This is a genomic window from Pseudonocardia broussonetiae, assembly GCF_013155125.1.
Lineage (GTDB): Bacteria > Actinomycetota > Actinomycetes > Mycobacteriales > Pseudonocardiaceae > Pseudonocardia > Pseudonocardia broussonetiae.
The window spans coordinates 1,660,944-1,685,499 of sequence record NZ_CP053564.1; the positions used below are offsets into that span (position 1 = coordinate 1,660,944).

21 protein-coding genes are annotated in these 24,556 nt (G+C 74.8%); 10 read left to right on the forward strand and 11 right to left on the reverse strand.

Annotation, left to right across the window (positions count from 1 at the left end):
• Entirely contained in the window at positions 1 to 576 is a 576-nt protein-coding gene (locus HOP40_RS08215) for a DUF1353 domain-containing protein (RefSeq protein ID WP_172156274.1), read from the reverse strand.
• Positions 573 to 1,454 (reverse strand): aldose 1-epimerase family protein, encoded by an 882-nt coding sequence (locus tag HOP40_RS08220; RefSeq protein WP_172168067.1) that lies wholly within the window; start codon positions 1,452 to 1,454, stop codon positions 573 to 575. Before HOP40_RS08220 ends, HOP40_RS08215 begins: the two co-directional genes overlap by 4 nt.
• 1,012 nt (positions 1,455 to 2,466) lie before the next feature.
• Between HOP40_RS08220 and surE the strand changes: the two genes are divergently transcribed.
• Positions 2,467 to 3,258 carry a 5'/3'-nucleotidase SurE gene (surE, locus tag HOP40_RS08225; RefSeq protein ID WP_172156275.1) on the forward strand — a complete coding sequence of 264 codons (792 nt, stop codon included), beginning with the start codon at positions 2,467 to 2,469 and terminating at the stop codon, positions 3,256 to 3,258.
• An 84-nt stretch (positions 3,259 to 3,342) separates the two neighbouring features.
• The gene (locus HOP40_RS08230; RefSeq protein WP_172156277.1) at positions 3,343 to 3,519 is read left to right on the forward strand and encodes a hypothetical protein; all 177 of its coding nucleotides are present in this window, start codon (positions 3,343 to 3,345) and stop codon (positions 3,517 to 3,519) included.
• 30 nt (positions 3,520 to 3,549) lie between these two features.
• On the opposite strand, the gene HOP40_RS08235 is transcribed toward HOP40_RS08230, so the two are convergent.
• From HOP40_RS08235 to HOP40_RS08255, 5 genes are read right to left on the reverse strand one after another with little or no spacing between them, the layout of a single operon-like run.
• Entirely contained in the window at positions 3,550 to 3,939 is a 390-nt protein-coding gene (locus tag HOP40_RS08235) for a hypothetical protein (protein WP_172156279.1), read from the reverse strand.
• Between the two features lie 26 nt (positions 3,940 to 3,965).
• Positions 3,966 to 5,414, reverse strand: a complete 1,449-nt coding sequence (locus HOP40_RS08240) for a fused MFS/spermidine synthase (RefSeq protein WP_172156281.1) — start codon at positions 5,412 to 5,414, stop codon at positions 3,966 to 3,968.
• A gap of 42 nt (positions 5,415 to 5,456) precedes the next feature.
• Positions 5,457 to 6,605, reverse strand: coding sequence for an acyl-CoA dehydrogenase family protein (locus HOP40_RS08245; protein WP_172156283.1), 1,149 nt, complete (start codon positions 6,603 to 6,605; stop codon positions 5,457 to 5,459).
• Positions 6,606 to 6,607: 2 nt separating this feature from the next.
• Positions 6,608 to 8,590: an ATP-binding protein gene (locus HOP40_RS08250; RefSeq protein WP_172156285.1), complete on the reverse strand. Its 1,983-nt coding sequence runs from the start codon at positions 8,588 to 8,590 to the stop codon at positions 6,608 to 6,610.
• A gap of 5 nt (positions 8,591 to 8,595) precedes the next feature.
• Positions 8,596 to 10,110, reverse strand: a complete 1,515-nt coding sequence (locus tag HOP40_RS08255; RefSeq protein WP_172156286.1) for a carboxyl transferase domain-containing protein — start codon at positions 10,108 to 10,110, stop codon at positions 8,596 to 8,598.
• 70 nt (positions 10,111 to 10,180) lie between these two features.
• On the opposite strand from HOP40_RS08255, the gene HOP40_RS08260 reads away from it, so the two are divergent.
• The 3 genes from HOP40_RS08260 (at position 10,181) to ppc (ending at position 14,319) form a co-directional block, all read left to right on the forward strand.
• Positions 10,181 to 10,750 carry an SACE_7040 family transcriptional regulator gene (locus HOP40_RS08260; RefSeq protein WP_172156287.1) on the forward strand — a complete coding sequence of 190 codons (570 nt, stop codon included), beginning with the start codon at positions 10,181 to 10,183 and terminating at the stop codon, positions 10,748 to 10,750.
• On the forward strand, positions 10,747 to 11,559 hold the full coding sequence (locus HOP40_RS08265; protein WP_172156288.1) for an inositol monophosphatase family protein: 813 nt from the start codon (positions 10,747 to 10,749) through the stop codon (positions 11,557 to 11,559). The genes HOP40_RS08260 and HOP40_RS08265 overlap by 4 nt, the downstream gene beginning before the upstream one ends.
• 66 nt (positions 11,560 to 11,625) lie before the next feature.
• Positions 11,626 to 14,319 carry a phosphoenolpyruvate carboxylase gene (gene ppc, locus HOP40_RS08270; RefSeq protein ID WP_240157581.1) on the forward strand — a complete coding sequence of 898 codons (2,694 nt, stop codon included), beginning with the start codon at positions 11,626 to 11,628 and terminating at the stop codon, positions 14,317 to 14,319.
• A gap of 3 nt (positions 14,320 to 14,322) precedes the next feature.
• Here ppc and HOP40_RS08275 read toward each other — a convergent pair whose 3' ends face one another.
• Complete coding sequence (locus HOP40_RS08275) at positions 14,323 to 15,156, reverse strand: SDR family NAD(P)-dependent oxidoreductase (RefSeq protein ID WP_172156289.1); 834 nt, start codon at positions 15,154 to 15,156, stop codon at positions 14,323 to 14,325.
• 39 nt (positions 15,157 to 15,195) lie between these two features.
• On the opposite strand from HOP40_RS08275, the gene HOP40_RS08280 reads away from it, so the two are divergent.
• The gene (locus HOP40_RS08280) at positions 15,196 to 15,873 is read left to right on the forward strand and encodes an alpha/beta hydrolase (protein WP_172156290.1); all 678 of its coding nucleotides are present in this window, start codon (positions 15,196 to 15,198) and stop codon (positions 15,871 to 15,873) included.
• Positions 15,874 to 15,878: 5 nt separating this feature from the next.
• On the opposite strand, the gene HOP40_RS08285 is transcribed toward HOP40_RS08280, so the two are convergent.
• A complete protein-coding gene (locus HOP40_RS08285; protein WP_172156291.1) occupies positions 15,879 to 17,810 on the reverse strand; it encodes a heavy metal translocating P-type ATPase in 1,932 nt (643 codons plus the stop codon).
• A gap of 118 nt (positions 17,811 to 17,928) precedes the next feature.
• On the opposite strand from HOP40_RS08285, the gene HOP40_RS08290 reads away from it, so the two are divergent.
• Complete coding sequence (locus HOP40_RS08290) at positions 17,929 to 18,225, forward strand: ArsR/SmtB family transcription factor (RefSeq protein WP_420821815.1); 297 nt, start codon at positions 17,929 to 17,931, stop codon at positions 18,223 to 18,225.
• 1,126 nt (positions 18,226 to 19,351) lie between these two features.
• Here the strand turns inward: HOP40_RS08290 and HOP40_RS08295 are convergent.
• The gene (locus HOP40_RS08295) at positions 19,352 to 20,500 is read right to left on the reverse strand and encodes an IS481 family transposase (RefSeq protein ID WP_172156293.1); all 1,149 of its coding nucleotides are present in this window, start codon (positions 20,498 to 20,500) and stop codon (positions 19,352 to 19,354) included.
• A 147-nt stretch (positions 20,501 to 20,647) separates the two neighbouring features.
• Complete coding sequence (locus HOP40_RS08300) at positions 20,648 to 22,303, reverse strand: putative PEP-binding protein (protein WP_172156295.1); 1,656 nt, start codon at positions 22,301 to 22,303, stop codon at positions 20,648 to 20,650.
• Positions 22,304 to 22,399: 96 nt separating this feature from the next.
• Between HOP40_RS08300 and HOP40_RS08305 the strand changes: the two genes are divergently transcribed.
• Genes HOP40_RS08305 through HOP40_RS08315 form a run of 3 tightly spaced genes read left to right on the forward strand, consistent with a single transcriptional unit; the run spans position 22,400 to position 24,556 of the window.
• Positions 22,400 to 23,161 carry a DeoR/GlpR family DNA-binding transcription regulator gene (locus HOP40_RS08305; protein ID WP_172156297.1) on the forward strand — a complete coding sequence of 254 codons (762 nt, stop codon included), beginning with the start codon at positions 22,400 to 22,402 and terminating at the stop codon, positions 23,159 to 23,161.
• 1 nt (position 23,162) lies between these two features.
• The gene (gene pfkB, locus HOP40_RS08310) at positions 23,163 to 24,110 is read left to right on the forward strand and encodes a 1-phosphofructokinase (RefSeq protein WP_172156299.1); all 948 of its coding nucleotides are present in this window, start codon (positions 23,163 to 23,165) and stop codon (positions 24,108 to 24,110) included.
• Positions 24,107 to 24,556 carry a PTS sugar transporter subunit IIA gene (locus HOP40_RS08315; protein ID WP_172156301.1) on the forward strand — a complete coding sequence of 150 codons (450 nt, stop codon included), beginning with the start codon at positions 24,107 to 24,109 and terminating at the stop codon, positions 24,554 to 24,556. Before pfkB ends, HOP40_RS08315 begins: the two co-directional genes overlap by 4 nt.

Genomic DNA, 24,556 nt, shown 5'->3' on the forward strand with positions numbered 1-24,556 from the left:
TCAGGTGCTGAAGCCGGGGTCCGGGCGGTTGACGGCCTTGTCGCTGTCGGGGCGCATCCGGCGCCCGAGCAGCAGGAACGGCCAGACCAGGAACTCCAGGGCCGTGAACACCAGCAGCCCGACGACGATCGCCACGGCCGGCAGCGCCACCACCGGCAGCGCGACGACCGTGACGAGCAGGACGGCGGGGAGGTCGCGGACCCAGCCGACGCGGCCGTCGCGGTCGGTGAGCGAGCCCAGCCGGACCGCGGCCCACATGAACCAGCGCAGCAGGAACGGCACGCCCAGCTCGCGCATCGCGCGGCGGAACAGCCCGTCGGCGTCGACCGCGCTGATCCGCCCGGCCGGCCGCTCCACGCGCACGAGGTGGTCGTGCAGCACCGCAGGCGCGGTGTACCGGCCGAACTTCGGCACCAGCCACACGAACACGCGCGGCACCGACGCGAAGTCGGTGCGGGTGCCCACCGGCACGACGAACCGCTCGGTGCGGCCCTGGTAGACGACCTCCTCCTCCAGGGTCCAGTCCTCGTCGTCGGCCTGCCGGACCAGCACCCGGGGGCCCGTCAGGAAGGTCATCGGGGCGCGATCCCCCAGCGGCCGGTCCAGGTCTCGCCGGGGGCGACGGTGAGCAGGCCGTCGCCGGAGTTGAGGGCGTCGGGCGGGCAGGTCATCGGCTCGACGGCCACCGCGCGGCCGCGGCCGGGGTGGTCGTCGGGGGTGAAGACCTGCACCCAGCCGAAGTCGGGGTCGGCCCACAGCTCGACGTCGCCGCCGGGGCCGGACAACCGGTGGCGCACCAGCCCGTCGACGGGCGTGCAGCCGCCGAAGGCGTGGTCGAGCTCGGTGCCGCGCAGCGCGATCTCCGGCGGCGCGACGGGCGAGGCCGACGCGACCGGCAGCCCGCCGCCCAGCGGCAGCGCGGTGGTGGCGGCGAGGTGCAGCGTGCAGTCGTCGGTGTCGGCGTCGCCCGCGCGCAGGTAGGGGTGGGCGCCGACGCCGAACGGCACCGGCTCGGTGCCCGCGTTGGTGACGGTGTGGGTGACGGTGAGGCCGTCCTCGCCCACCGCGTAGCGGACGGTCGTGGCCAGCGGCACCGGCCAGCCCGGCTGCGGGGCGACGACGGCGGCGAGCGTCACGGAGTCGGGCGTCCGCTCCTCGACCCGGTAGAAGGTGTGGCGGAGCAGGCCGTGGATCGCGTTGCCCGCGCCGGGCTCGGTGAGCGCGAGCTGCTGGGGCTTCCCGTTCCAGTGCCAGCGCCCGCCCGCCGTGCGGTTGGGCCAGGGCACCAGGACGTTGCCGGAGCCGCGGGGCGGGCGCGCGGTCTCGTCGAAGGTCTCCACGTAGGGGCGGCCGTCGACGGAAAAGGCCCGCAGCCCCGCCCCCACCTCGGTGACGACGGCCAGCGCGGCCCCGGAGCGGATCTCGAACTGCTCGCCCGTCGGCGGCATCGGCATGAGCACGCGGGCAGGCTATCCCCGGCGGTGATGGCGACGCCGGATGCGCGGTGGGGCGCGTCGTGAGGCCCTCTGCGCTTCGCGCCCGTGAGCGCTTTTCGTGGCCAGGACCACGATCGCCACTCACGAGGGCGGGAGCGCGGGTGGAGCGCTGGCGGAACCGTGATCGTCGCAAGCGCGTCGTCACGGTCGTGGCGGGGGTCGTGGTGGTGCGGTTTCGGTGATCTCGGGTCGGTGATCGTCGGGAGTGCGTCGTCAGGGTCGTTGGGAGGGCCGTGGTGGTGCGGTCCTGCTGATCTCGGGACCGTGATCGTCGGGATCGCGCCCTGGGGGTCGTCGGGCCGACCGTGGTGGTGCGGTTCCGGTGATCACCGGCGGTACCTCTGCGCTCCGCGCCCGTGAGCGGCGTCCGTGGCCAGGACCACGATCGCCACTCACGAGGGCGGGCGCGGGCGGCCCTGTGATCGTCGGGAGTGCGTCGTCACGGTCGTTGCGGGGGTCGTGGTGGTGCGGTCTCGGTGATCTCGGGTTGGTGATCGTCGGGACCGCGCCCTGAGAGTCGTCGGGGCGACCGTGGTGGTGCGGTTCCGGTGATCACCGGCGGGCGGGGTGGTTCGGGTGGCGGGGAGTTGTCGCGCCGGCCGCCTGCTCGCCCTCGACGCCGAGGCCGCCGCACTCGCCGCGGGCGTGAACTCACCGGCGGCCCTGTGATCGTCGGAAGTGCACCGTCACGGTCGTGGCGAGGGTCGTGGTGGTGCGGTCTCGGTGATCTCGGGTCGGTGATCGTCGGGAGTGCGTCGTCAGGGTCGTTGGGAGGGCCGTGGTGGTGCGGTTCCGCTGATCACCGAGCCCCCGTCCCCGTTGCCCACGGGATCCGCTCCGCACCCGTGAGCGCCCACCGTCGCCAGGACCACGATCGCCACTCACGAGCGCGGGAGCGCAGGCGGGGTGGGGCCGTGACCGTCGTCGCCGCCCCCGTCCCGGGAGGCCTCCACTCGCTACCGTGGAGCGAGTGGCCTCCTCGCGACGACTCCGCGCCCTGATCACCAACGACGACGGCATCGACTCGCCCGGGCTGTGGACGCTGGCCGCGTCCGCGCGGGACGCTGGGTTCGACGTGGTCGTGGCGGCGCCGCACGTCGACGCGAGCGGGGTGGGGGCGTCGGTGCTGTCGGTGCGGGAGGACGGCCGGGTGCGGCTGCACCCGCGGGAGATCCCCGGCCTCGACGGCGTGCCGGCGTTCGCGGTGGAGGGGCACCCGGCGTTCATCGTCACCTCCGCGGGCCGCGGCTGGCTCGACCCGGAGCCCGACGTCGTGCTGTCGGGCATCAACCTCGGCGCCAACACCGGGCACGCGGTGCTGCACTCGGGCACGGTCGGCGCGGCGCTGGCCGCCGGGCTGCAGGGCAGGCGGTCGCTCGCGGTCTCGCTCGACACGGGGTGGACGCCGCCCGAGCGGCCGCACTGGGAGGCGGCCGCGCAGGTGCTGCCCGAGGTGCTGGACCTGCTGCTCGGCACCGAGGAGGGCACCGTGCTCAACCTCAACGTGCCCGACCTGCCGCCCGCCGAGCTCGGTCCGCTGCGGGAGGCGCGCCTCGCGGCGTTCGGCATGGTGCAGGTGCGGATCGCGCAGCGCACGACCGACGGCGGCGAGGGCCTGCACATGACGTGGGACGACCGGGCCGAACCGCCGGAGCCGGGCACCGACACCGCGCTGCTGCGCGAGGGCCACCCGACGCTGACGCGGCTCGTGTCGGTCGGCGAGCGCCCCGGCGTCCTGGGGCCCGGCGTACCGACGTCGTGAGTGGCGACCGGGGCCCTGGCCCTGGTTCGCACTCACGGGCACCCCGGTGCAGGTGTGACTCAGGTCACCGGTCACCATCTCGGAATGCGTGACGCGGAGTGCAGGGCCGAATGGTCCACCCAGTTCGCCCGGACGGTGGCCGCGGAGATCCGGTCCGGCGTCCAGAGCGGCGCCCTGACCTGGGGCGAGGCCGATCAGCTGCTCGCCAGGCTCCGGGTGCTCGTCGACCAGGCCCTCGACCTGCCGAGCATGGCGGTCTGACCCGCGTCGTCGCGGTCAGTGTCGTCGCGGTCAGTGCTCGTCGGCGCCCGTCAGCTCGTGCTCCATCGCGTCGGCCACGTCGACGACGAGCCGGAACGAGCGGTCGAAGCCGTCGAGCGCGGTGTCGAGCAGCGGGATCGAGTGCCGGAACAGCACCAGCCCGTTCTCGACGACCAGCCCACCGGTGACGGGCGCGGCGGCGCGCTCCAGCGCCAGGGCCAGGTCGATCTGCCCGATGCGGCCCACCGGCGAGGTGATCTGCGCCCACGGGTGGTGGTCCTCGCCGGTGACCAGGCGGACGGCGACGATCTGCGTGCGCTCGCCCGTGGTCGGCAGGTTGAACCACAGCTCGCCCTCGCGCTGGCGCATGATCTCGTAGCGCACCCGCACGAAGGACCCGAGGTCGTCCCAGCTCGCCATGCGTCGGACCGTACCGCCCGCCGGAGTCAGGTCTGCAGCTGGTCGACGGGCGCTCGGTCGTCGGTCAGCACGGGGGCGCCGACGGCCCGCTGACGCGTGGCGGCGTCGTCGAGGACCGAGTCCGGTTCGCCGCGCGCGGCGGACGACGCGGCCAGCGCGGCCAGGTCCGGGGCCCGGTCCGACGCCAGGAGCACGGCGTTGCCGCCGCCGCCCGGCACGAGCTGGTCGGGCCGCACCATCAGTGCGACGGTGACGAACCGGTCGGCGACGGTGGCGATCTCGGCGTCGAGCAGCGCGAGCGGGTCGCGGTCGATGATGTTGAGGACGTAGAGGCCACCGGGGCGCAGGACGCGGCGCACCTCGTCGACGAACTCCGTGGTGGCCAGGTGCCAGGGCACCGAGCGGGCGCCGAACGCGTCGCCGACGACGACGTCGGCGGAGTTCGCGGGCAGCCGGGCCAGGGTCGTGCGGGCGTCGCCGACCTGGATCTCCGTGTCCGGGATCTCGTCGACGCCGAGCTCGCGGCGCCCGAGGTCGACGACGCCCTGGTCGACCTCCAGCACCGTCGACGTGCTGCCCGGGCGGGTCGCGGCGAGCCAGCGCGGCATCGTGAAGCCGCCGCCGCCCACGTGGACGACGTCGAGCGGCTTCCCGGCGGGGTACGCGGCGTCGATCGCGCCCCCGAAGCGCTGCGTGTAGGCGAACTCGAGGTGCGCGGGGTCGGCGCGGTCGACGTAGGAGTGGCGCAGGTCGTCGAGGACGAGGACCTGGCCGCTCGCGTTCTCCGGGTCGGCGTCGACGCGGGCGCAGTAGTAGACGGTGTCGGCGTCGCAGCGCCCCGGCACGGCCACGAGCGCGACGGCGAGCAGCACCGCGGCGACCGTCGTGCGCGTGACCTCGGCCCGCCGCGCCGCCCCGGCCACCGTGGCCGCGAGGACGAGGCAGGCCAGCGCCGTGACCAGCAGGATCGCCGTGACCGGCAGGAACGTGACGAGGACGAACCCGGTGAGGAACGTGCCCGCGAGCGAGCCGATCGTGCCGGCGGCCGACAGCTCGCCGATCACCGTGCCCGACCCGTCGACGCCCGTCAGCCGGGCCCGCGTGACGGCCGGCGTGACCATCGCCAGCGCCGTGACCGACACCAGCGTCGACGCCGCCACCAGCAGGATCGCCGCCACCGGACCGGGGCCGAGCGCCGGGCCGAGCAGCCGCACCAGCGGCCGCACGGCCAGCACCCCGAGCCCGCCGACGGCCAGCGCGCCCGCCGCCACCCGCCGCGGCGGGAAGACGTCGGCCCACCGCCCGCCCAGCGAGGCGCCCGCCGCGATCCCGGCGAGCGCCACCCCGATGACGGCGGTGGTCGACTCCAGCGTCAGCCCGACGTAGGGCGCGACGAGCCGCGTCGCCAGGGTCTCGACGACGAGGATCGCGGCGCCGCTGACCAGGACGACGAACCGGGCGAACCGTGCATTCACCCGCTCATCCTCGCCTCTCTCCCGGGCCGCCGCGCGGGCGGGCTACAGCCCCAGCTGGCGCGCGATCAGCATGCGCTGGACCTCGCTCGTGCCCTCGCCGATCTCCAGGATCTTCGCGTCCCGGTAGAAGCGCCCGACCGGGTACTCGTTCATGAAGCCGTAGCCGCCGAAGACCTGCGTGGCGTCGCGCGCGTTGTCCATCGCCGCGTTCGACGACACCAGCTTCGCGATCGCCGCCTCCTTCTTGAACGGCTTGCCCTGCAGCATCTTCGCCGCGGCCGCGTAGTAGGCCAGGCGCGCGGTGTGGGCCCGCATCTCCATGTCGGCGATCTTGAACTGGATCGCCTGGTACGCGCCGATCCGCTGGCCGAACGCCTCGCGCTCGTGGGCGTAGCGCACCGACTCGTCGACGCAGCCCTGCGCCAGCCCGACCGAGAGCGCCGCGATCGCGACGCGCCCCTCGTCGAGGATGGAGAGGAACTGCGCGTAGCCGCGTCCGCGCTCGCCGACCAGGTTGGCCGCGGGCACGCGGACGTCGTCGAAGAACAGCTCGCGGGTGTCCGACGAGCACCAGCCGACCTTCGAGTACGGCTTCGCAACGCGGAACCCGGGCGTGCCGGCCGGCACCATGATCGCCGAGATCTCCTTCCTGCCGCCCTCGCCCGTGCCGGTGATGGCGGTGACGGTGACGACCGAGGTGATGTCGGTGCCGGAGTTCGTGATGAACGCCTTCGAGCCGTTGATCACCCACTCGTCGCCGTCGAGGCGCGCGGTGGTGCGGGTGGCGCCGGCGTCGGAGCCGCCGCCGGGCTCGGTGAGGCCGAACGCGCCGAGCTTCTCCCCCGCGGCCATCTGCGGGAGCCACTCGCGCTTCTGCTCCTCGGTGCCAAACCGGTAGATCGGCATGGCGCCGAGCGAGACGCCGGCCTCCAGCGTGATCGCCACCGACGAGTCGACGCGGGCGAGCTCCTCCAGGGCCAGGCACAGGGCGAAGTAGTCGCCGCCCATGCCGCCGTACTCCTCGGAGACGGGCAGGCCGAACAGGCCCATCGCGCCCATCTGGGCGACGATGTCGTAGGGGAACTCCTCGCGCTCGTACAGGTCGCCGATGACGGGCGCGACCTCCTTGCGCGCGAAGTCCTCGACGGTGGCGCGCAGCGCCTCGTGCTCCTCGCTGAGTTCCAGGTCCATGGTCACTCCCCTTCGGGTTCGACGATCAGGAGCGCGGCGTCCCGCGCGACGGTCGCGCCCGCACGGGCGCGCAGTTCTCGGACGGTGCCGTCCACGGGTGCGGTGAGGACGTGCTCCATCTTCATCGCCTCGACGACGACGAGCCGGTCGCCCGCGGCGACCCGCTGCCCCTCGGTGACCTCGACGACGGTCACCGTGCCGGGCATCGGCGACAGCACCGGGCCGCCCGCACCGGCGGCGGCCTCGGCGGCCGCGGCGTCGAGCGGGGCCTGCTCGCGCACCGCCCAGGTCCGGCCGTCGCGGCCGAGCCAGAGGGTCTCGCCGTCGCGGGCGACGGCGTAGGTGCGCGTGACGCCGTCGACGGCGGCCACGAGCTCGTGGGGGTCGCGGCGGCGGACGGCGGCCGCGACCGGCTCCCCGTCGCCGACGACGACCACGGCGTCGGCGGCCCGGCCCCGGACCCGCACCTCGACGGGCTCGTGCCCGGACACGGCCGTCTTCCACGTCGTCCACGCGGGCTCGCCGATCCGCCAGCCGCCGGGCACGTCGAACGGGTCGACGACCGGACCGGCCGGCTCGAGCTCGTCGAGCGCGTGGACGGCGGCGGCGGCGAGGACGTCGTGCGGGAGGTCCTGGCGGGTCCACTCCTCGACCCGGCGTCCCACCAGCCCGGTGTCCAGTCGCGCGGCGCGGACGTCCTCGTCGGCGAGCAGCGCGCGCAAGAAGCCCACGTTGGTGCCCAGGCCCAGCAGGACGGTGTCGCGCAGCGCGGCGTCGAGCCGGCGGATCGCCTCCGCGCGGTCGGCGCCGTGGGCGATGACCTTGGCCAGCATCGGGTCGTAGTCGGAGCCGACGACGCCGCCCTCGGCGATGCCGGCGTCCACCCGCACGCCCGACGGCGGCGCCCAGCGCAGCACGCGCCCGCCGGTCGGCAGGAATCCGGCCGCCGGGTCCTCGGCGTAGACGCGGACCTCGACGGCGTGCCCGGTGAGCGCGACGTCGTCCTGCGTGATCGGCAGCGGCTCCCCGGCGGCCACGCGCAGCTGCAGCTCGACCAGGTCGAGGCCGGTGACCAGCTCGGTGACCGGGTGCTCGACCTGCAGCCGGGTGTTCATCTCCATGAAGAAGAACTCGTCGGGCGCGTCGGCGCCGACGATGAACTCGACGGTCCCCGCGCCGCGGTACCCGCACGCCCGGGCGGCCTCGCACGCCGCCTCGCCCATCGCGGCGCGCTGCGCCTCGGTGAGCAGGGCCGACGGCGCCTCCTCGACGATCTTCTGGTGGCGCCGCTGCAGCGAGCACTCGCGCTCGCCGAGGTGGATCACGGCGCCGTGCGCGTCGGCCAGCACCTGGATCTCGATGTGGCGCGGGGTGGTGACGAGGCGCTCGACGAGCAGCGTGTCGTCGCCGAAGGACGCCTTCGCCTCGCGACGGGCGGTGGCGATCGAGGCCGACAGGGAGGCGGCGTCGTGCACCTCGTGCATGCCCTTGCCGCCGCCCCCGGCGCTCGGCTTGAGCAGCACGGGGTAGCCGACCTGCTCGACGGCCAGCGCGAGCGCGGCGTCGTCGAGGCCGGCGCCGTCGGAGCCCGGGACGACCGGGACGCCCGCCTTGGCGACGGTCTGTTTGGCGCGGATCTTGTCGCCCATCGCCTCGATCGCCGAGGACGGCGGGCCGACGAACACCAGGCCCGACTCCTCGCACGCGGCGGCGAACGCGGTGTTCTCGGACAGGAAGCCGTAGCCGGGGTGGATCGCCTGCGCGCCGGTGGCGCGGGCGGCCTCGATGACGGCGGGGATCGAGAGGTAGCTCTGCGCGGCGGCGGCGGGCCCGATGCGCACGGCGACGTCGGCCGCCGTGACGTGCGGGGAGCCGGCGTCGGCGTCGGAGTACACGGCCACGGACCGGATGCCCAGGCGGCGCAGGGTGGCGATCACGCGGACGGCGATCTCCCCGCGGTTGGCGACGAGCACGGTGTCGAACATGGGCCTCACATCCGGAAGACGCCGAAGGCCGGATCGGCCAGGGGCGCGTTGGCGGCGGCGGACAGGGACAGGCCGAGCACGGTGCGGGTGTCGAGCGGGTCGATCACGCCGTCGTCCCAGAGCCGGGCGGTGGAGTAGTACGGGTGGCCCTGGGTCTCGTACTGGTCGCGGATCGTGGTCGGGTCGGCCCCGACGGTGCTCAGCACGGTGGCCGCCTGCTCCCCGCCCATGACGGAGATGCGGGCGTTGGGCCACATGAACAGGAAGCGGGGCGAGTACGCCCGCCCGCACATCGCGTAGTTGCCGGCGCCGAACGAGCCGCCGATGACGACCGTGAACTTCGGGACGCGGGTGGAGGCGACGGCCGTGACCATCTTGGCGCCGTTCTTCGCGATGCCGCCCGCCTCGTACTCGCGGCCGACCATGAACCCGGAGATGTTCTGCAGGAACACCAGCGGGATGCCGCGCTGGTCGCACAGCTCGACGAAGTGAGCGCCCTTGAGCGCGGACTCGGAGAACAGGATCCCGTTGTTCGCGACGATCCCGACCTGGTGGCCGTGGATGCGCGCGAAGCCCGTGACGAGCGTGGTGCCGTACTCGGACTTGAACTCGTGGAAGCGCGAGCCGTCGACGACGCGGGTGATGACCTCGCGCACGTCGTAGGGGGTGCGGGAGTCGGTCGGGACGACGTCGTAGAGCTCGGCGGGGTCGGCCAGCGGCTCCTCGGTGGGCGCGACGTCCCAGGGCCGCGGCGCGCGCGGGCCCAGCGTGCCGACGATCCGGCGGACGATCGACAGCGCGTGCGCGTCGTCGTCGGCGAGGTGGTCGGTGACGCCCGAGGTCTTCGAGTGCAGGTCGCCGCCGCCCAGCTCCTCGGCGGTGACGACCTCGCCGGTGGCCGCCTTCACCAGCGGCGGGCCGCCCAGGAAGATCGTGCCCTGGTTGCGGACGATCACGGCCTCGTCGCTCATGGCCGGCACGTACGCGCCGCCCGCGGTGCACGAGCCCAGCACCGCGGCGATCTGCGGGATGCCCAGGCCCGACATCTGCGCCTGGTTGTAGAAGATCCGGCCGAAGTGCTCGCGGTCGGGGAACACCTGGTCCTGCTCGGGCAGGTAGGCGCCGCCGGAGTCGACGAGGTAGAGGCAGGGGAGCCGGTTCTGCAGCGCCACCTCCTGTGCGCGCAGGTGCTTCTTCACCGTCATCGGGTAGTACGTGCCGCCCTTGACGGTGGCGTCGTTGGCGACGATGACGCACTCGCGCCCCGCCACCCGCCCGACGCCGGTGATGATCCCGGCGCCCGGGGCGTCGCCGCCGTAGAGGCCGTGCGCGGCCAGCGGCGACAGCTCCAGGAACGGGCTCGACGGGTCGACCAATGAGTCGACGCGGTCGCGCGGGAGCAGCTTGCCCCGCTCGACGTGCCGGACCCGGGACCGCTCGGGCCCGCCCAGACGGGCGGTGGCGAGCTGGGCGTGCAGGTCATCGACCAGCTCTCGATGACCCGTGAGCGTGGCTGTCACCCTCGACCTCCTCGGTTAGCGCTTGTTAACAAGGTTAGCGCTTGTTAACCGCGGGCGCTAGGGTGGACCGATGGTGGCGACCCGGTCCCGGCGCGAGCAGATCCTCGCCGTGGCCGCGCAGCTGTTCGCCCGCCACGGCTTCCACGGGGTGAGCATCGCCGACCTCGGTGCCGCCGTCGGCGTCAGCGGGCCGGCGCTTTACCGGCACTTCCCCGGCAAGGAGGCCCTGCTCTCCGAGCTGCTCGTGGGGATCAGCGAGCACCTGCTGGCGGGCGGGCAGGAGCGCGCCGCCGCGTCCGACGACCCGCACGAGGTGCTCGCCGCGCTCGTCGACTTCCAGGCCGCGTTCGCGCTGCGCGAGCCGGAGCTGATCGTCGTGCAGGACCGCGACCTGGCCAACCTCCCGCCCGCGGCGCGCCGGCGCGTGCGGCAGCTGCAGCGCACCTACGTCGAGATCTGGGTCGACACGCTGCGCCGCGTGCACCCCGGCCTGTCCGCCGGGGACGCGCGGGTCGCCGCGCACGGCGCGTTCGGCCTGCTCAACTCCACGCCGCACGCCGGGCGCTCCCCGGAGGCGGCCGCGCTGCTGCGCCGCATGGCCCGCGCGGCGCTCGCCGACCTGGACACCGTCGCGTCGTGACCGGGCCCTGCTCCCACATCGATTGCGTCCTGACCGACCGGGCGATGACGGTCGCCGCCGACGCCGCCCGCGCCGGCGGCGCCGTGCTGTCGGCCACCGACCGCACCCGGGTCGAGGTGACGCTCAAGGACGCCCGCGTCGACGTCACGACGTCGGCCGACCTCGCCTCGCAGGCCGCGGTGGCGCGGGTGCTGCGGGAGGCGTTCGCCGAGCACGTGGTCGTCGGCGAGGACGGCACCGAGGACGGCCCCGACGCCCGGCACGTCTGGTACGTCGACGGCCTCGACGGCACGAGCAACTTCGCGCACGGCATCCCGTGGTACTGCGTGTCGGTCGGCCTGCGCTGCGGCGGCGAGACCGTCGCGGGTGCGGTGTTCGACCCCGTCCACGACGTCCTCTACTGCGCAGGGCGCGGACGCGGGGCCACCGGCAACGGCGTGCCGCTGCGGGTCGACGGCACCGACCGCGTGGAGCGCGCGGTCGTCGTCAGCCAGATCCAGTCGTCGGACCGCGCCGAGATCCACGAGTTCGTCGTCCTGTTCGAGGCGCTGATGAACGCCGCGGGCGGCGTGCGGTTCCCCGGTGCGCCCGCGCTGATCCTCAGCCACATCGCCGCGGGACACCTCACGGCCTACGTCGAGCGCGCCATGCCGCCGTGGGACATCACCGCGGGGCAGCTGCTGGTGGAGGAGGCGGGCGGGCGGCTCACCGACTTCGCCGGTGCACGCGTCGCGGGGGCGGGGGTCACCGACGTCGTCGCGACGAACGGGGCCGTTCACGACGAGCTCCTGGGCGTCCTGCCCCGGTAGCATCACCGCGCAACCAGTCGTTCCCAGCGGTGCGGGCGGCCCCTCCCGGCCGATCGGAGCCCTCTCGTGAACACGGTCGCCACCCACGCCGGCGTCACCTCGGAGTCCGGGCACGACGCCCTGCGCGCCGACATCCGCCGGCTCTCCACGATGCTCGGGCGCACACTCGTGCACCACGGGGGTCCCGAGCTGCTGGAGCTGGTGGAGCAGGTGCGCCACGGCTCCCGGAACGGCGACGCGCAGTCGCTGCTGTCCGGGCTCGACGCGGGCACCGCGGTGGCGCTGGCCCGCGCGTTCTCGCAGTACTTCCAGCTCGCCAACATCGCCGAGCAGCGCCACCGGGCGAAGGAGATCGCGGCGACCGACGGCCGCGGCCCGCTGCGCCGCGTCATGGAGCGCGTCGCGCAGGAGTGCGGCCGCGACGAGGTGCAGGAGGTGCTGGCCCGCGCCGAGCTGCGCCCGGTGTTCACCGCGCACCCGACCGAGTCCTCGCGGCAGTCGGTGCTCGCGATCCTGCGCCGCGTCGCCGACGGCCTCGACCGCGGCGCCTCCGACGACGCGCTGGAGGCGCTCGTCGAGCTGCTCTGGCAGACCGACGAGCTGCGCCCCGGCAAGCCCACCGTGGCCGACGAGGCCCGCGCCATCGGCTGGTACATGGAGCAGCTGGGCCGCGGCGCGGTGCCGGAGCTGCTCGCCGAGTACGAGCGCGAGGTCCGCGCCGCCGGCTTCGAGGTGCCGCCGGGCTCCGGGCCGCTGGTGCTCGGCTGCTGGGTCGGCGGCGACCGCGACGGCAACCCCAACGTCACCCCGGCCGTCACGCGCGAGGTGCTGGAGCTCTACTCCGACCGCGCGCTGCGCATCCACGAGGGCCTGGTCGAGGAGCTGATCCAGGAGCTGTCGATCAGCACGCGGGTGATCGGGGTGTCGGAGGAGCTGCGGTCGTCGCTGGCGCGCGACCGGCGCGCGCTCCCCGAGGTCCACGACCGGTTCATCCGGCTCAACGCCACCGAGCCCTACCGGCTCAAGCTCTCCTACGTGCAGGCGCGCCTGGCGAACACGCGCACCCGCGACGGGCACGTGCCCGGCCGCGACTACCTCGGCCCCGAGGCCTACCTCGAGGACCTCGCCGTCGTCGACCGCTCCCTGCGCGGGCACCTCGGCGCCCGCATCGCCGACGGCACGCTGGCCCGCGCGCTGCGCACCGGCCGTGCGCTCGGGCTGCACCTGGCCGAGCTCGACGTCCGGGAGCACAGCCAGCGGCACCACGACGCCCTCGGCGCCGTGTACGACGCGCTGGGCGAGCTGGAGCAGCCCTACGCCTCCCTCACGCGCGAGCAGCGCACGGAGCTCCTGTCGCGCGAGCTCGACGGCGGCCGCCCGCTGGTCCGGCGCCACTACGGCCTGCCGGCCGAGGCCGTCGACGTGCTCGGCGTGTTCGACCTGCTGCACGAGGTGCAGCACCGCTACGGCCCGCAGGTGGCGCGCACCTACATCGTGTCGATGTGCCAGGGCGTCGACGACCTGCTCGCCGTCGCCGTGCTGGCGCGCGAGGCGTTCATGGTGGAGCTGCAGCACGATCCCCGCTCGTCGATCGACCTCGTGCCGCTGTTCGAGACCGTCGAGGAGCTGTGCCAGGCCGGCGACCTGCTCGACGGGCTGCTCTCGGTGCCCGGCTACCGCCAGCACGTGCGCAACCGCGGTGACCTGCAGGAGGTCATGCTCGGCTACTCCGACTCCAACAAGGGCGCGGGCATCACGACCTCGCAGTGGGAGATCCACCGGGCCCAGCGCCAGCTCCGCGACATCGGGGCGAAGCACGGGGTGCGGCTGCGGCTGTTCCACGGGCGCGGCGGGTCGGTCGGGCGCGGCGGCGGGCCGTCGGCGGAGGCGGTGGCGTCGGCGCCCTACGGCTCGGTCGACGCGACGATGAAGGTCACCGAGCAGGGCGAGGTCATCTCCGACAAGTACTCGCTGCCCGCGCTCGCCCACGACAACCTGGAGATCATGCTGGCGGCGATGTTGGAGGCCACGCTGCTGCACCGGGCCTCGCGCTGGGACGACCCGTCGCTGGAGCGCTTCGACGACACGATGGACCTGGTCAGCGACGCCGCCCGCGCCGCCTACCGCGGGCTCGTCGGGCAGCCGGGGCTGCCGGACTTCTTCTCCGCGGCCACGCCCGTCGACGAGCTGGGCGAGCTCAACGTCGGCTCCCGCCCGTCGCGGCGGCCGGGGAAGGGCGCGGCCACCCTCGACGACCTGCGCGCGATCCCGTGGGTCTTCGGCTGGACGCAGACGCGGATGGTCGTGCCCGGCTGGTACGGCCTGGGGAGCGGGCTGGCCGCCGCCCGCGAGGCCGGGCACGGGCCGGTGCTCGAGGAGATGCGGGAGTGGGCGTTCTTCGCCAACCTGCTCGGCAACGTCGAGATGACGCTGGCCAAGACCGACCTCGGGATCGCCCGCCGCTACGTCGACGAGCTGGTCGACCCGTCGCTGCACCCGATCTTCGACGACATCGTGGCCGAGCACGCGCTCACGCTGCGGGAGGTGCTGCGCCTGACCGGCTCGCCGACGCTGCTCGCCCGCTACCCCGTCCTGCGCGGCACCCTCGCCGTGCGCGACTCCTACCTGCAGCCGTTGCACCACCTGCAGGTCGAGCTGCTCGCGCAGCGCCGGCGGACCGACCAGCCCGACGCCGACGTGCACCGCGCCCTGCTCCTCACGATCAACGGGATCGCGGCGGGGCTGCGGAACACGGGCTGAACGTCACTCCGCGCGGCGCACCGTGGCGCCCTCGCCCGTCGTCCCGCGGTTGACGCCGACCAGCCCGCGCCTGCCCGGATCGCCGCCGTAGGCCTCCTGCATGCGCGGGCCGGCGGCGGTGAGCCCGCCGTCGACGGTGATCGCCTCGCCCGTGACGAAGCGCGCCGCGTCGCCGGCGAGGAACGCGATCACCTCGGCGACGTCCTCGGGGCGGCCGAGGTCGGGCCACGGCTGCGCGCCCGCCATGACCTGCGCGGCGCCGGCCCCGTCGCCGACCAGCGGCGTCACGATGAGGCCGGGGCAGACGGTGTTGACGCGGATCCGCTCGGGACCGAGCTCGGTGGCCGCCGTGCGCCCCAGGTTGATCACCGCGGCCTTGGCGGCGGAGTAGGCCTGCGGGCCGGCGCCCGCGGCGAGGCCCGCGATCGAGCCGAGGTTGACGATCGACCCGCCACGCCCGCGCATCGCCCGGGCCCCGTGCTTGATGCCGAGGAAGACGCCGCGCACGAGCACGGCGAACGTGTAGTCCCAGTCGTCGACCTCGATGTCGGTGAGGCGCCCGAACGCCCCGCCGACCCCGGCGTTGTTGACGACGCAGTCGACGTGCCCGAACGCGTCCACGCAGGCGCCGACCGCTGCCTCGACGTCGGCCTCCCGGGCGACGTCGGTGCGCACGAACCGCACGTCGTCGCCGAAGCCGGCGGCGGCGGCCTCCCCGTTGGCGGCGTTGTAGTCGGCGAGGACCACCCGCCACCCGTCCGCCACGAGCCGGGTGACCGTGGCCAGCCCGATCCCGCTCGCCCCACCCGTGACCACTGCCGCACGCCGCTCCGTCATGCCGCGATCGTGTCAGGGTCGGGTGGCACCGTGGCGGGCATGGACGTCGTACTCGTACCGGGAGCCAACCACGGGGGCTGGTGGTACCGGCCCGTCGTCGAGGAGCTGGAGGCGCGTGGGCACCGGGCCCACGCCGTCACCCTCGACGGCCTCGACCCCGCCGATCCCGAGCCCGACCGCCTGATCACCCTCGACACGCACGTCCGGCAGCTCGTCGACGTGGTCTCCGCGCTGCCCGGGCCCGCGGTCGTGCTCGGGCACAGCTACGCGGGCTCCGTGCTGTCGGGCGCGGCCGACGTCGTGCCCGACCGGTTCCGCAGCCTCCTCTACGTCGACGCGTTCGTGCCCGACGACGGCGAGTCGTGCTGGTCGATGACGCTGCCGTGGGAGCGGGAGTGGTTCGTCGAGGGCTCGGGGCGCACCGGGGCCTACGTCGATCCGCTGCCGTTCTTCGACGACCGCGCGGACGCGCACCCGCTGGCCACGCTCACGCAGCGCTCGCGGCTCACCGGGGCCTGGCGCACCGTCGCCGACAAGCACTACGTGCTCGCGGCCTCGGCGGAGTGGGCGGCGCGGTCGCCGTTCGTGGCGGTCGCCGACCGGCTGCGCGCCGACCCGTCCTGGGTCGTGCACGACCTCGACGAGACCCACAACGTGCTCCGCACCGGGCCGGACGCGCTGGTGGGCGTGTTGGACCGGGTCCTGGGCTCAGCCTGAGGAGCTCACACCGAGGCGTGCTCCCGCCGGGGGCTGGGCGCGGGCGCGGGCCACCCGGGCCGCACCAGCAGGCGCAGGCCGTTGAGGCAGACCAGCACGGTGCTGAGCTCGTGCCCGGCCACGCCCAGCGCCAGGGGCAGGGTCGCGACCAGGTCCCAGGTGACCAGCACGACGATCACGGCCGCGGCGAACGCCAGGTTGGCCCGGGCGGTCCGCTGCGCCCGGCGGGCCAGCGCGAGCAGCGGCGGCAGGGAGCCGAGCGGGTCGCGCAGCAGCACGCCGTCGGAGGCCTGCACGGCGAGCGCCCCCGCGCCCTCGCCGACGGCCAGCCCGGCGTCGGCCGTGGCGAGCAGCGGGGCGTCGTTGATGCCGTCGCCGACCGCGAGCACCCGCCGCCCCGCGCCCTGCCACTCCGCCACGACCGCGGCCTTGTCCTCGGGCAGCAGGCCGGCGCGCACGTCGTCGACGCCGAGCTCGCGGCCGATGCGGGCAGCGGGCGCCGGAGCGTCGCCGGTGAGCAGGACGGGCGGGGTGCCGACGGTGGCGGTCAGCGTCGCGAGGGCGTCGGCGGCGCCGGGGCGCAGGGCGTCGGCCAGCGCCAGCACGCCGGCGGGCCTGCCGCCGACCAGCACCACGACCGCGGTGCGCCCGGCGTCCTCGTGGCGGGAGACGGCGGCGCGGGCGGTCGGGTGGTCGCCCCCGTCGAGCAGCGACGGCCGCCCGACGACGATCTCCACCCCGCCGACGACCGCCCGCACCCCGACGCCGGGCAGCGCGTCGAACGCGGCGGCGGCCGGGACGCGCAGGTGGGCGGCGGCCTCGCGGACGGCGCGGCCGAGCACGTGCTCGCTGCCGGACTCGGCCGCGGCGGCCAGAGCGAGCACGCCGTCGCGCCCGCCGTCCCCCGCGAGTCGGGCTGTGGTTGCGACCGTGTCGGGGTGGCCGAGCGGCTCGACCGCCACCAGCTCGGGCCGCCCGCGGGTGACGGTGCCGGTCTTGTCCAGCGCCACGGCGTCGACGACGGCGAGCGCCTCGACCACCGTGGCGTCGCGCAGCAGCACCCCGCGCCGCCCGGCCACGGCGATCGCGGCGAGCAGCGGCGGCATGGTCGCGAGCACGACCGCGCACGGCGACGCGACGATCATGAACGTCATCGCGCGCAGCAGCGTCGGTTCGAACGCGGCACCGAACAGCAGCGGCCCGCCCAGCAGCGCCAGCGCCCCGACGACGACGGCCACCGAGTACCGCTGCTCGATGCGCTCGATCCACAGCTGCCGCCCGGCCTTGGTCTCCGTGGCGCGTTCGACCTGCGCGGCGATGCCGGCGACGACCGAGTCGGCCGGGTCGCGCTCCACCCGGACCCGCAGCGTGCCGGTGCCGTTGACGGTGCCGGCGTGCACGTCGTCGCCGGGGGCGCGGGGCACCGGGACGGGCTCGCCCGTCAGCCCGGCGGTGTCGACGTCGCTCGCGCCGCCGACCACGCGTCCGTCGGCGGGGATCTTCTCCCCCGGCCGGACGACGACCTCGTCGCCGACGGTCAGCGCGTCGGCGCGGACGACGCGCTCGGAGCCCGCGAGCGTCGCCGTCTCGGGAGCGAGGTCGAGCAGGGCGTGGATGCTGCGCTCGGTGCGGGCGGTCATCACCGCCTCCAGCGCGCCGGAGCTCGCGAAGATCACGATGAGCAGGCCGCCGTCGAGGGGCTGGCCGATCGCGGCGGCGGCGAGGGCGGCCACGACCATGAGCAGGTCGACGTCGAGGCGCCGCTCGCCCAGCGCCCGCACGCCCTCGACCAGCGGCTCCCACCCGCCCGCGACGTAGCAGACCGCGTAGAGCACGACGACCGCCGCGGCCGGCGCGCCGAGCAGGTCGGCGGGCACCGCCAGCGCGAACGCGGCGAGGGAGAGCAGGGCCCAACGGACCTCGGGCATCGACCACATGGGTGCCACCGTACCTGCGCAGGTACGCAGGTACGCAGACGGCTCGGTCAGGAGCGGGTCCCGCAGGGGGTGGTGCAGGTAGTCTGGCCGCGTGCACGACGGCATCCCGGGCTTCGCGATGCCGCACGCCGACGACGTCCGGCGGGCGGCCGACTCGCTGCGCCTGCTCGCCGACCCCACCCGCATCAAGATCCTCTGGGCCCTGCTGCACGGCGAGGAGTCGGTGGCGTGCCTGGCCGACCTCGTCGGCGCCAGCCCCACCGCGGTGAGCCAGCACCTGGCGAAGCTGCGGCTCGCGGGCCTGGTCGAGGGCCGGCGCGAGGGCACCTTCATCTACTACTCGGCGGGTGACGGGGTGCGTGGGGTGCTGGCCGAGGCTCTGCGGCTCGGCCAGCCGGCGGGGTTGGGGCGGTAGGGCTCCGGCTCACTGCCCGGCCGGGCTGTGATCGTCGGGAAGGTGACGTCACGGTCTGTTGGGCGACGGTGGTGGTGCGGTCTCGGCGATCACTGGGCGTGGTTCGGGTCGTGATCGTCAGGAGTGTGACCTCACAGCCCTCCTGGCGACCGTGGGGGCGCGCTTGCGGTGATCACCGGCGCCGAGCGGGTCGTGATCGGCAGAACCGGGACCACAGGGCCCTCCCGGCGGCCGTGGGGGCGCACTTCCGATGATCATGCCGGGGGCGCCCGGTCCTGGGTGGGCCCTTGGTCGGAGCGCGCCCCACGCCCGGTCCGCCGTTGCCGCCGCGGCTGGTGGGTCGGCGATCGTCGGAACTGTGCCGTGAGGGTCGGTCGGACGACCGTGGCGGTGCGGTTCCGGTGATCATCGCCGCCGGTTCGCGTCGTGATCATCAGGAGTGTGACCTCACGGCCCTCCCAGCGACCGTGGGGGCGCACTCTCGGCGATCACGGGCGCCGAGCGGGTCGGTGATCGTAAGGAGTGTGACGTCACGGCCCTCCGCCCGACCGTGAGGGCGCATTCTCGGGGATCACCGGCGGCGGTCAGGTCGTGATCGGTGGAACTGTGACGTCAGGGGCCTCCCGGCGACCGTGGGGGCCCACTCTCGGCGATCACCGGCGTCGATCGGGTCGTGGTCGTCGAGAGTGTGAGGTCGCGGCCCTCTCGACGACGGTGGGGGCGCACTGTCGACGATCATGCCGCGGGCCTCCGGCCCCGGTGGGCCGCCTGGTCGGAGCGCCACCCCGCGCCCGGAGTGCCGCCTGGTCGGAGCGCCACTCCCACGCCCGGTCTGCCGTTGCCGCGGCGGCTGGTGGGTTGGTGATCGTCGGAAGTGTGCCGTGAGGGTCGGACGACCGTGGTGGTGCGGTTCCGGTGATCATCGCCGCCGGTTCGTATCGAGATCGTCAGGAGTGCGACGTGACGGCCCTTCCGACGACAGTGGTGGCACACTCTCGGCGATCACCGCGGCCGGCCGGGCTGTGATCGTCAGGAGTGTGACGTCACGGCCCTCCGCCCGACCGTGACTGTTCTGACCGAGGTGATGTCGGACGTTAGGTGCCGGGGACATGTCGGACACGGGGTTTCAGCGGGTGGGTGTGGGCAGTGCACTGCCCACGAGGAAGGTGTCTAGCAGGCTGCTGCCGTAGAAGGCGTGCAGCCGGCCGTGTTCGCGTAGGACTCCGATGGTGACCCCACCCCATTTCTCGCCGACGCTCAACGAGGTCCCGGCGTAGGTGAACGCCCCGCAGGGGCGGGTCTTGCGGCGCAGACAGCCCGGTGGGGTGTGGTCGGCGGGTTCGAGATCGACCGCGGGCAGCTCGATCCCCAGGCCGGGTCGGTAGACCTCGGCGGGAGTGGCTCCGTGCAGGGCCTGGTGGGGGCGTTCGGTGTTGTAGTGGCGGCGGAACATCCTGAACAGCTCGCCGGCCTGGGCCAGGGTGGCCGGGACGGGGTGGCGGGCCAACCACACCCGTTGGGTGTGGTGCAGGCGCTCGACCTTCCCGCAGGTCTGGGGGTGGTAGGGGCGGGAATGGGTCAGGCAGATCCCGGCGGCTTTGACCCGGCGTTCGAAGCTGACCTCGTCGCCGTGCAGGCGCCCGGTGAAACAGCGACCGTTGTCGGTGAGGATCCATTCCGGGACTCCGTAGAGGGCGACCGCGGTGCAGACCGTGGACCAGGTCAGGTGCCCGGTCAGGCCCGGTCCGACGGTGATGGCCGGGCAAAACCGGGAGTGGTCGTCGATCACCTCCACCGTCCAGTAGGGGCTGCGGTCGGCGAGGTGGTGCATCGCGCCGTCGATCTGCCACAGCTGGTTGCTCGCCGAGCGTTCGAACCGGTGGCCCGGCCCGGTGGGGCGGGCCCGTCGCGGGCGGGGAGTGAGGATCCCGCGTCGGGCCAGCGCCTGCTGGACCGTGGACGAGGCCGGCACGACCAGCCCTTCCCGGCGCAGCGCGTCGCGGATCTTCACCGGCCCCCAGCCGTGGGCCTTGCGCAACGCCACGATCCGGTCCTCGAGCGCAGCGTCGAGCTGGGCCGGGGAACTGCCCGGGCGCCGCGAACGCGGCGCCAACCCGGCCAACCCATCGGTGTCATAGCGCTGTTTCCAGGCGTAGAAGGTGTCCGGGCTGATCCCGTGCCGGCGACACACCTCCCGGACCGTGCGCCCGGACCAGCCCGGTTCTAACAGGACCGCTAAACGTTGCTCCACGACGTCCATCACCTTCAGCGGCATGCCGGTCAGCATCCGCGCTCAGGTGTCCGACAAGTCCCCGGTACATCACGTCCGACAAGTCACCGGTCAGAACAGTCACGGCCCTCCGCCCGACCGTGACGGCGCACTCCCGACGATCATCAAGGGTGGAGTCGGAGCTGGGGCGGCTCACTGCGCCTGCTTCACCGCCAGCTCCGCGACGGCCTGGCGGGCGGCCGCGGGGTCCACGGCGGCGCAGGCGGCCTCCGCACGCTCACGGCAGTCCTCCAGGCTCGCGCCGGCGATCGAGGCCCCGACGGCGGCCAGGGCGCCGGCGCCCATCGACAGCGTCGCCATCCCGAGCCCGACCAGGACCGGGGCCAGGGCGGGGTCGGCGGCGGCCTCGCCGCACACCCCGACCGGCGTGCCGGTGGTGGCCGAGGCCTCGCCGAGCAGGCGGAGCAGGCGCAGGAGGGCGGGCTGCCACGGGTCGTTGAGGGCGGCGACCGGGCCGGACTGGCGGTCGGCCGCGAACAGGTACTGGGCCAGGTCGTTGGTGCCGACGCTGGCGAAGTCGACCTCGGCGAGCACCTCGTGGGCGGTCAGCACGGCGGCCGGGACCTCGATCATCACGCCGGCCGAGCGGATGCCGTGCTCCCGGCACCGCGCGACGAACCAGCGGGCCTCCTCGGCCGTCGCGACCATCGGCGCCATCACCTTGAGCTCGGCGCCGGTCTCGGTGGCCGCAGCGGCGAGGGTCGCGAGCTGGCGGTCGAGCACGTCGGAGCCCGGGCCGGGCACGCGCGCCACGCGCAGCCCGCGCACGCCCAGCGCCGGGTTCGGCTCGCCGTCGAGCGTCAGGAACGGCAGGGGCTTGTCGGCGCCCGCGTCGAGGGTGCGCGCGGTGACCGGGAGCCCGGCGAACGCGGCCAGCACCCCCGCGTAGACCTCGTGCTGTCGGGCGACCGAGGGCTCCTCGGCGGCGGAGAGGAACGCGAGCTCGGTGCGGAACAGCCCGACGCCCTGCGCGCGCAGCCCGGCCGCCGTCACCGCACCCTTCGCCTCGCCGACGTTGGCCAGCAGCGGCACCACGTGGCCGTCGGAGGTCCGGCCGACGCCGTCCCACTCGGCCGCGACCACGGTCCCGTTCTCCTGCTCGACGACGTCGGCCACCTCCTGCACCACGCCCGTCGCCCCGTCGACGACGACCGCGGTGCCCTCGGCGATCGAGGTGGCGCCGGCGCAGCCGACGACCGCGGGGATGCCGAGCGAGCGGGCCAGGATCGCGGTGTGGCTGGTGGGGCCGCCCTGCTCGGTGACCAGCGCCAGCGCGATGCCGGGGCGCAGGCCCGCGGTGTCGGCGGGGGCGAGGTCGGCGGCGACGAGGACGCACGGGGCGTCGAGGTCGGCGACGCCCGGGGCGGGCAGGCCGAGCAGCTCGGCGACGATCCGGTCGCGCACGTCGTGGATGTCGCGGGCGCGCTCGGCCATGTACCCGCCCATGCCGGTGAGCAGGTCGGCGAACGCGCCGGCCGCCTCGTACACGGCGCGGGCGGCGGGGCGCCCGCCGCCGGTGACCAGGTCGCGGGCGTTGTCGAGCAGCGCCGGGTCGGTGACCATCGCGACGGTCGCCTCCAGCACGTCCTTCGCGTCGCCCGACACCGTGGCCGCGCGGGCCTCCAGGCGGGCGGCGACGACGGCGACGGCCGGGGCGATGCGCGCGGCCTCCCCCGCCGGGTCGAGGGGTGCGGGGCCCACCGGGGGCTCGCCGGGTGCGTCGGCGACCCGGACCACCCGTCCGCTCGCACGCCCGCTGCTAGCCGGGATCCCGCTCAGTGTCCGCATGTCCACTCCCAGATGACTTCCTCGTGACCCGTTGACAAACACAGTAAAACCCACATACTCGGACACAAGCAAGCACTAACTCGGGAGCAAACAAAGATGTACGCAGCGGAGCGGCAGCAGTGGTTGCTGAACCGGGCCCGTGAGGCCGGGCGGGTGGACGTCGCCGCCACGGCCGACGAGCTCGACGTGACCCCGGAGACGATCCGGCGCGACCTCGGCGCCCTGGAGCGCCAGGGCCTGCTGCGCCGCGTGCACGGCGGGGCCATCCCGGCCGACCTCCTCGGCTTCGAGCCCGGCATCTCCACCCGCGACGCCGTCGCCACGCAGGAGAAGGACCGCATCGCCAAGGCGGCGCTCGACGAGCTCGAGGGCGCCTCCACCGTCCTGCTCGACGCCGGCACGACGACGGCCCGCCTCGCCGCGCTGCTCCCCGCCGACCGCGAGCTCACCGTCGTCACCAACGCCCTGCCGATCGCCTCGGTGCTCGCCGCGCGGCCCAACGTCACGCTGCTGCTGCTCGGCGGCCGGGTGCGCGGCACGACGATGGCCACGGTCGACGAGTGGGCGCTCGACGTCCTCGGCGACCTGACGGCCGACGTCGCCTTCCTCGGCACCAACGGCTTCTCCGTGGAGCGCGGGCTGACCACCCCCGACCGCGCCGAGGCCGCCGCGAAGAAGGCGATGCTCGCCGCCGCCCGCCGCACCGTGGTGCTGGCCGACTCGGCGAAGCACGGCGCCGACCAGTTCGTGCGCTTCGGCCGGATCGACCAGGTCGACGCGCTGATCACCGACACCGGTCTGGCGGCGGCCGACGCGGCCGCGCTGTCGGCCGCCGGACCGAGAGTGGTGCGCGCCTAACATGATCGTCACCGTCACGCCGAACCCCAGCCTGGACCGCACGGTCGAGGTCCCCCGCCTGCTCCGCGGCGAGGTCCACCGCGCCACGTCGGTGCGGCTGGACCCGGGCGGCAAGGGCGTCAACGTCGCCCGCGCGCTCACCAGCGCCGGCCTCGACACCATCGCCGTCCTCCCCTGCGGCCGCGCGCCGGGCGGGCGGCTGACCGACCTGCTCGACCTGCACGGCGTCCGCGCCGCCACGGTCGCCATCGACGGCGCCACCCGCACCAACATCACGGTCGTCGAGCCGGACGGCACCACCACCAAGATCAACGAGCTGGGGCCCGTCCTCACCGACGCCGAGGTCGCACAGCTCGCCGACACCGTCGTCGCGCTGGCGGCCGACGCGAGCTGGGTCGTCACCTGCGGCTCGCTGCCCGCAGGGATGCCCGACGACTTCCACGCCGAGGTCGTGCGCCGCACCCGCAGCGCCGGCGTCCGCGTGGCCGTCGACGCGAGCGACGCCCCGCTGCGGGCCGCCTGCGCCGCCGGCCCCGACCTCATCAAGCCCAACCACGAGGAGCTGGCCGAGCTCGTCGGCCGGCCCCTCACCAGCATCGGCGACGTCCTCGACGCCGCGCGCGGCCTGCGCGCCGCGGGCGTCGGCGCGGTGCTGGTGAGCCTCGGGGCGGGGGGCGCGCTCCTCGTCGACGACAGCGGCGAGCACCACGCCGTGTCGTCCCCGGTGGCCGTGCGCAGCACCGTCGGCGCGGGTGACGCCACCCTCGCCGGGTTCCTGGCGGCCGGCGGCGCCGGTCCCGACGCACTCCGGCAGGCGGTGGCCTACGGGGCCGCCGCGTGCCGCCTGCCGGGCAGCGCGATGCCCGGCCCGCACGAGATCGACCTCCACGACGTCCGCGTGGTCGGCACGCCGGACACCACCCTCCACCTCACCGGAGCAGCCGTATGACCGCCCTGATCACCGCCGATCTCGTCGACCTCGACCTGCCGTCGGCCGACCGGCGCACCGCCGTGCGCTCGCTCGCCGAGCGGCTCGAGAAGGCGGGGCGCGTCACCGACATCGAGCGGTTCCTCGCCGACATCGAGGCGCGGGAGGAGCAGATGGCCACCGGGCTCGAGGGCGGCATCGGCATCCCGCACTGCCGCTCGACCGCCGTCACCGAGCCGACGCTCGCGTTCGGCCGCAGCACCGAGGGCGTCGACTTCGGCGCCGAGGACGGCCCCGCGCGGCTCGTCTTCATGATCGCCGCCCCGGAGGGCGGGAGCACCGACCACATGACGGTGCTGGCCGCGCTGGCCCGCCGGTTGGTGCGCAGGGCGTTCAAGGACGAGCTCCTCGGCGCGACCGACGCCGGTCACGTCGCCGACTACATCCAGAAGGAGGTCGCCGGATGA

Excerpts from the sequence above, each read along its gene's own strand:
- HOP40_RS08215 (WP_172156274.1), bottom strand. The coding sequence starts at position 576 with ATGACCTTCCTGACGGGCCCCCGGGTGCTGGTCCGGCAGGCCGACGAC.
- HOP40_RS08220 (WP_172168067.1), bottom strand. The coding sequence starts at position 1,454 with ATGCCGATGCCGCCGACGGGCGAGCAGTTCGAGATCCGCTCCGGGGCC.
- HOP40_RS08230 (WP_172156277.1), top strand. The coding sequence starts at position 3,343 with ATGCGTGACGCGGAGTGCAGGGCCGAATGGTCCACCCAGTTCGCCCGG.
- HOP40_RS08235 (WP_172156279.1), bottom strand. The coding sequence starts at position 3,939 with ATGGCGAGCTGGGACGACCTCGGGTCCTTCGTGCGGGTGCGCTACGAG.
- HOP40_RS08245 (WP_172156283.1), bottom strand. The coding sequence starts at position 6,605 with ATGGACCTGGAACTCAGCGAGGAGCACGAGGCGCTGCGCGCCACCGTC.
- HOP40_RS08250 (WP_172156285.1), bottom strand. The coding sequence starts at position 8,590 with ATGTTCGACACCGTGCTCGTCGCCAACCGCGGGGAGATCGCCGTCCGC.
- HOP40_RS08260 (WP_172156287.1), top strand. The coding sequence starts at position 10,181 with ATGGTGGCGACCCGGTCCCGGCGCGAGCAGATCCTCGCCGTGGCCGCG.
- HOP40_RS08275 (WP_172156289.1), bottom strand. The coding sequence starts at position 15,156 with ATGACGGAGCGGCGTGCGGCAGTGGTCACGGGTGGGGCGAGCGGGATC.
- HOP40_RS08280 (WP_172156290.1), top strand. The coding sequence starts at position 15,196 with ATGGACGTCGTACTCGTACCGGGAGCCAACCACGGGGGCTGGTGGTAC.
- HOP40_RS08285 (WP_172156291.1), bottom strand. The coding sequence starts at position 17,810 with ATGTGGTCGATGCCCGAGGTCCGTTGGGCCCTGCTCTCCCTCGCCGCG.
- HOP40_RS08290 (WP_420821815.1), top strand. The coding sequence starts at position 17,929 with ATGCCGCACGCCGACGACGTCCGGCGGGCGGCCGACTCGCTGCGCCTG.
- HOP40_RS08295 (WP_172156293.1), bottom strand. The coding sequence starts at position 20,500 with ATGCCGCTGAAGGTGATGGACGTCGTGGAGCAACGTTTAGCGGTCCTG.
- HOP40_RS08300 (WP_172156295.1), bottom strand. The coding sequence starts at position 22,303 with ATGCGGACACTGAGCGGGATCCCGGCTAGCAGCGGGCGTGCGAGCGGA.
- HOP40_RS08305 (WP_172156297.1), top strand. The coding sequence starts at position 22,400 with ATGTACGCAGCGGAGCGGCAGCAGTGGTTGCTGAACCGGGCCCGTGAG.
- pfkB (WP_172156299.1), top strand. The coding sequence starts at position 23,163 with ATGATCGTCACCGTCACGCCGAACCCCAGCCTGGACCGCACGGTCGAG.
- HOP40_RS08315 (WP_172156301.1), top strand. The coding sequence starts at position 24,107 with ATGACCGCCCTGATCACCGCCGATCTCGTCGACCTCGACCTGCCGTCG.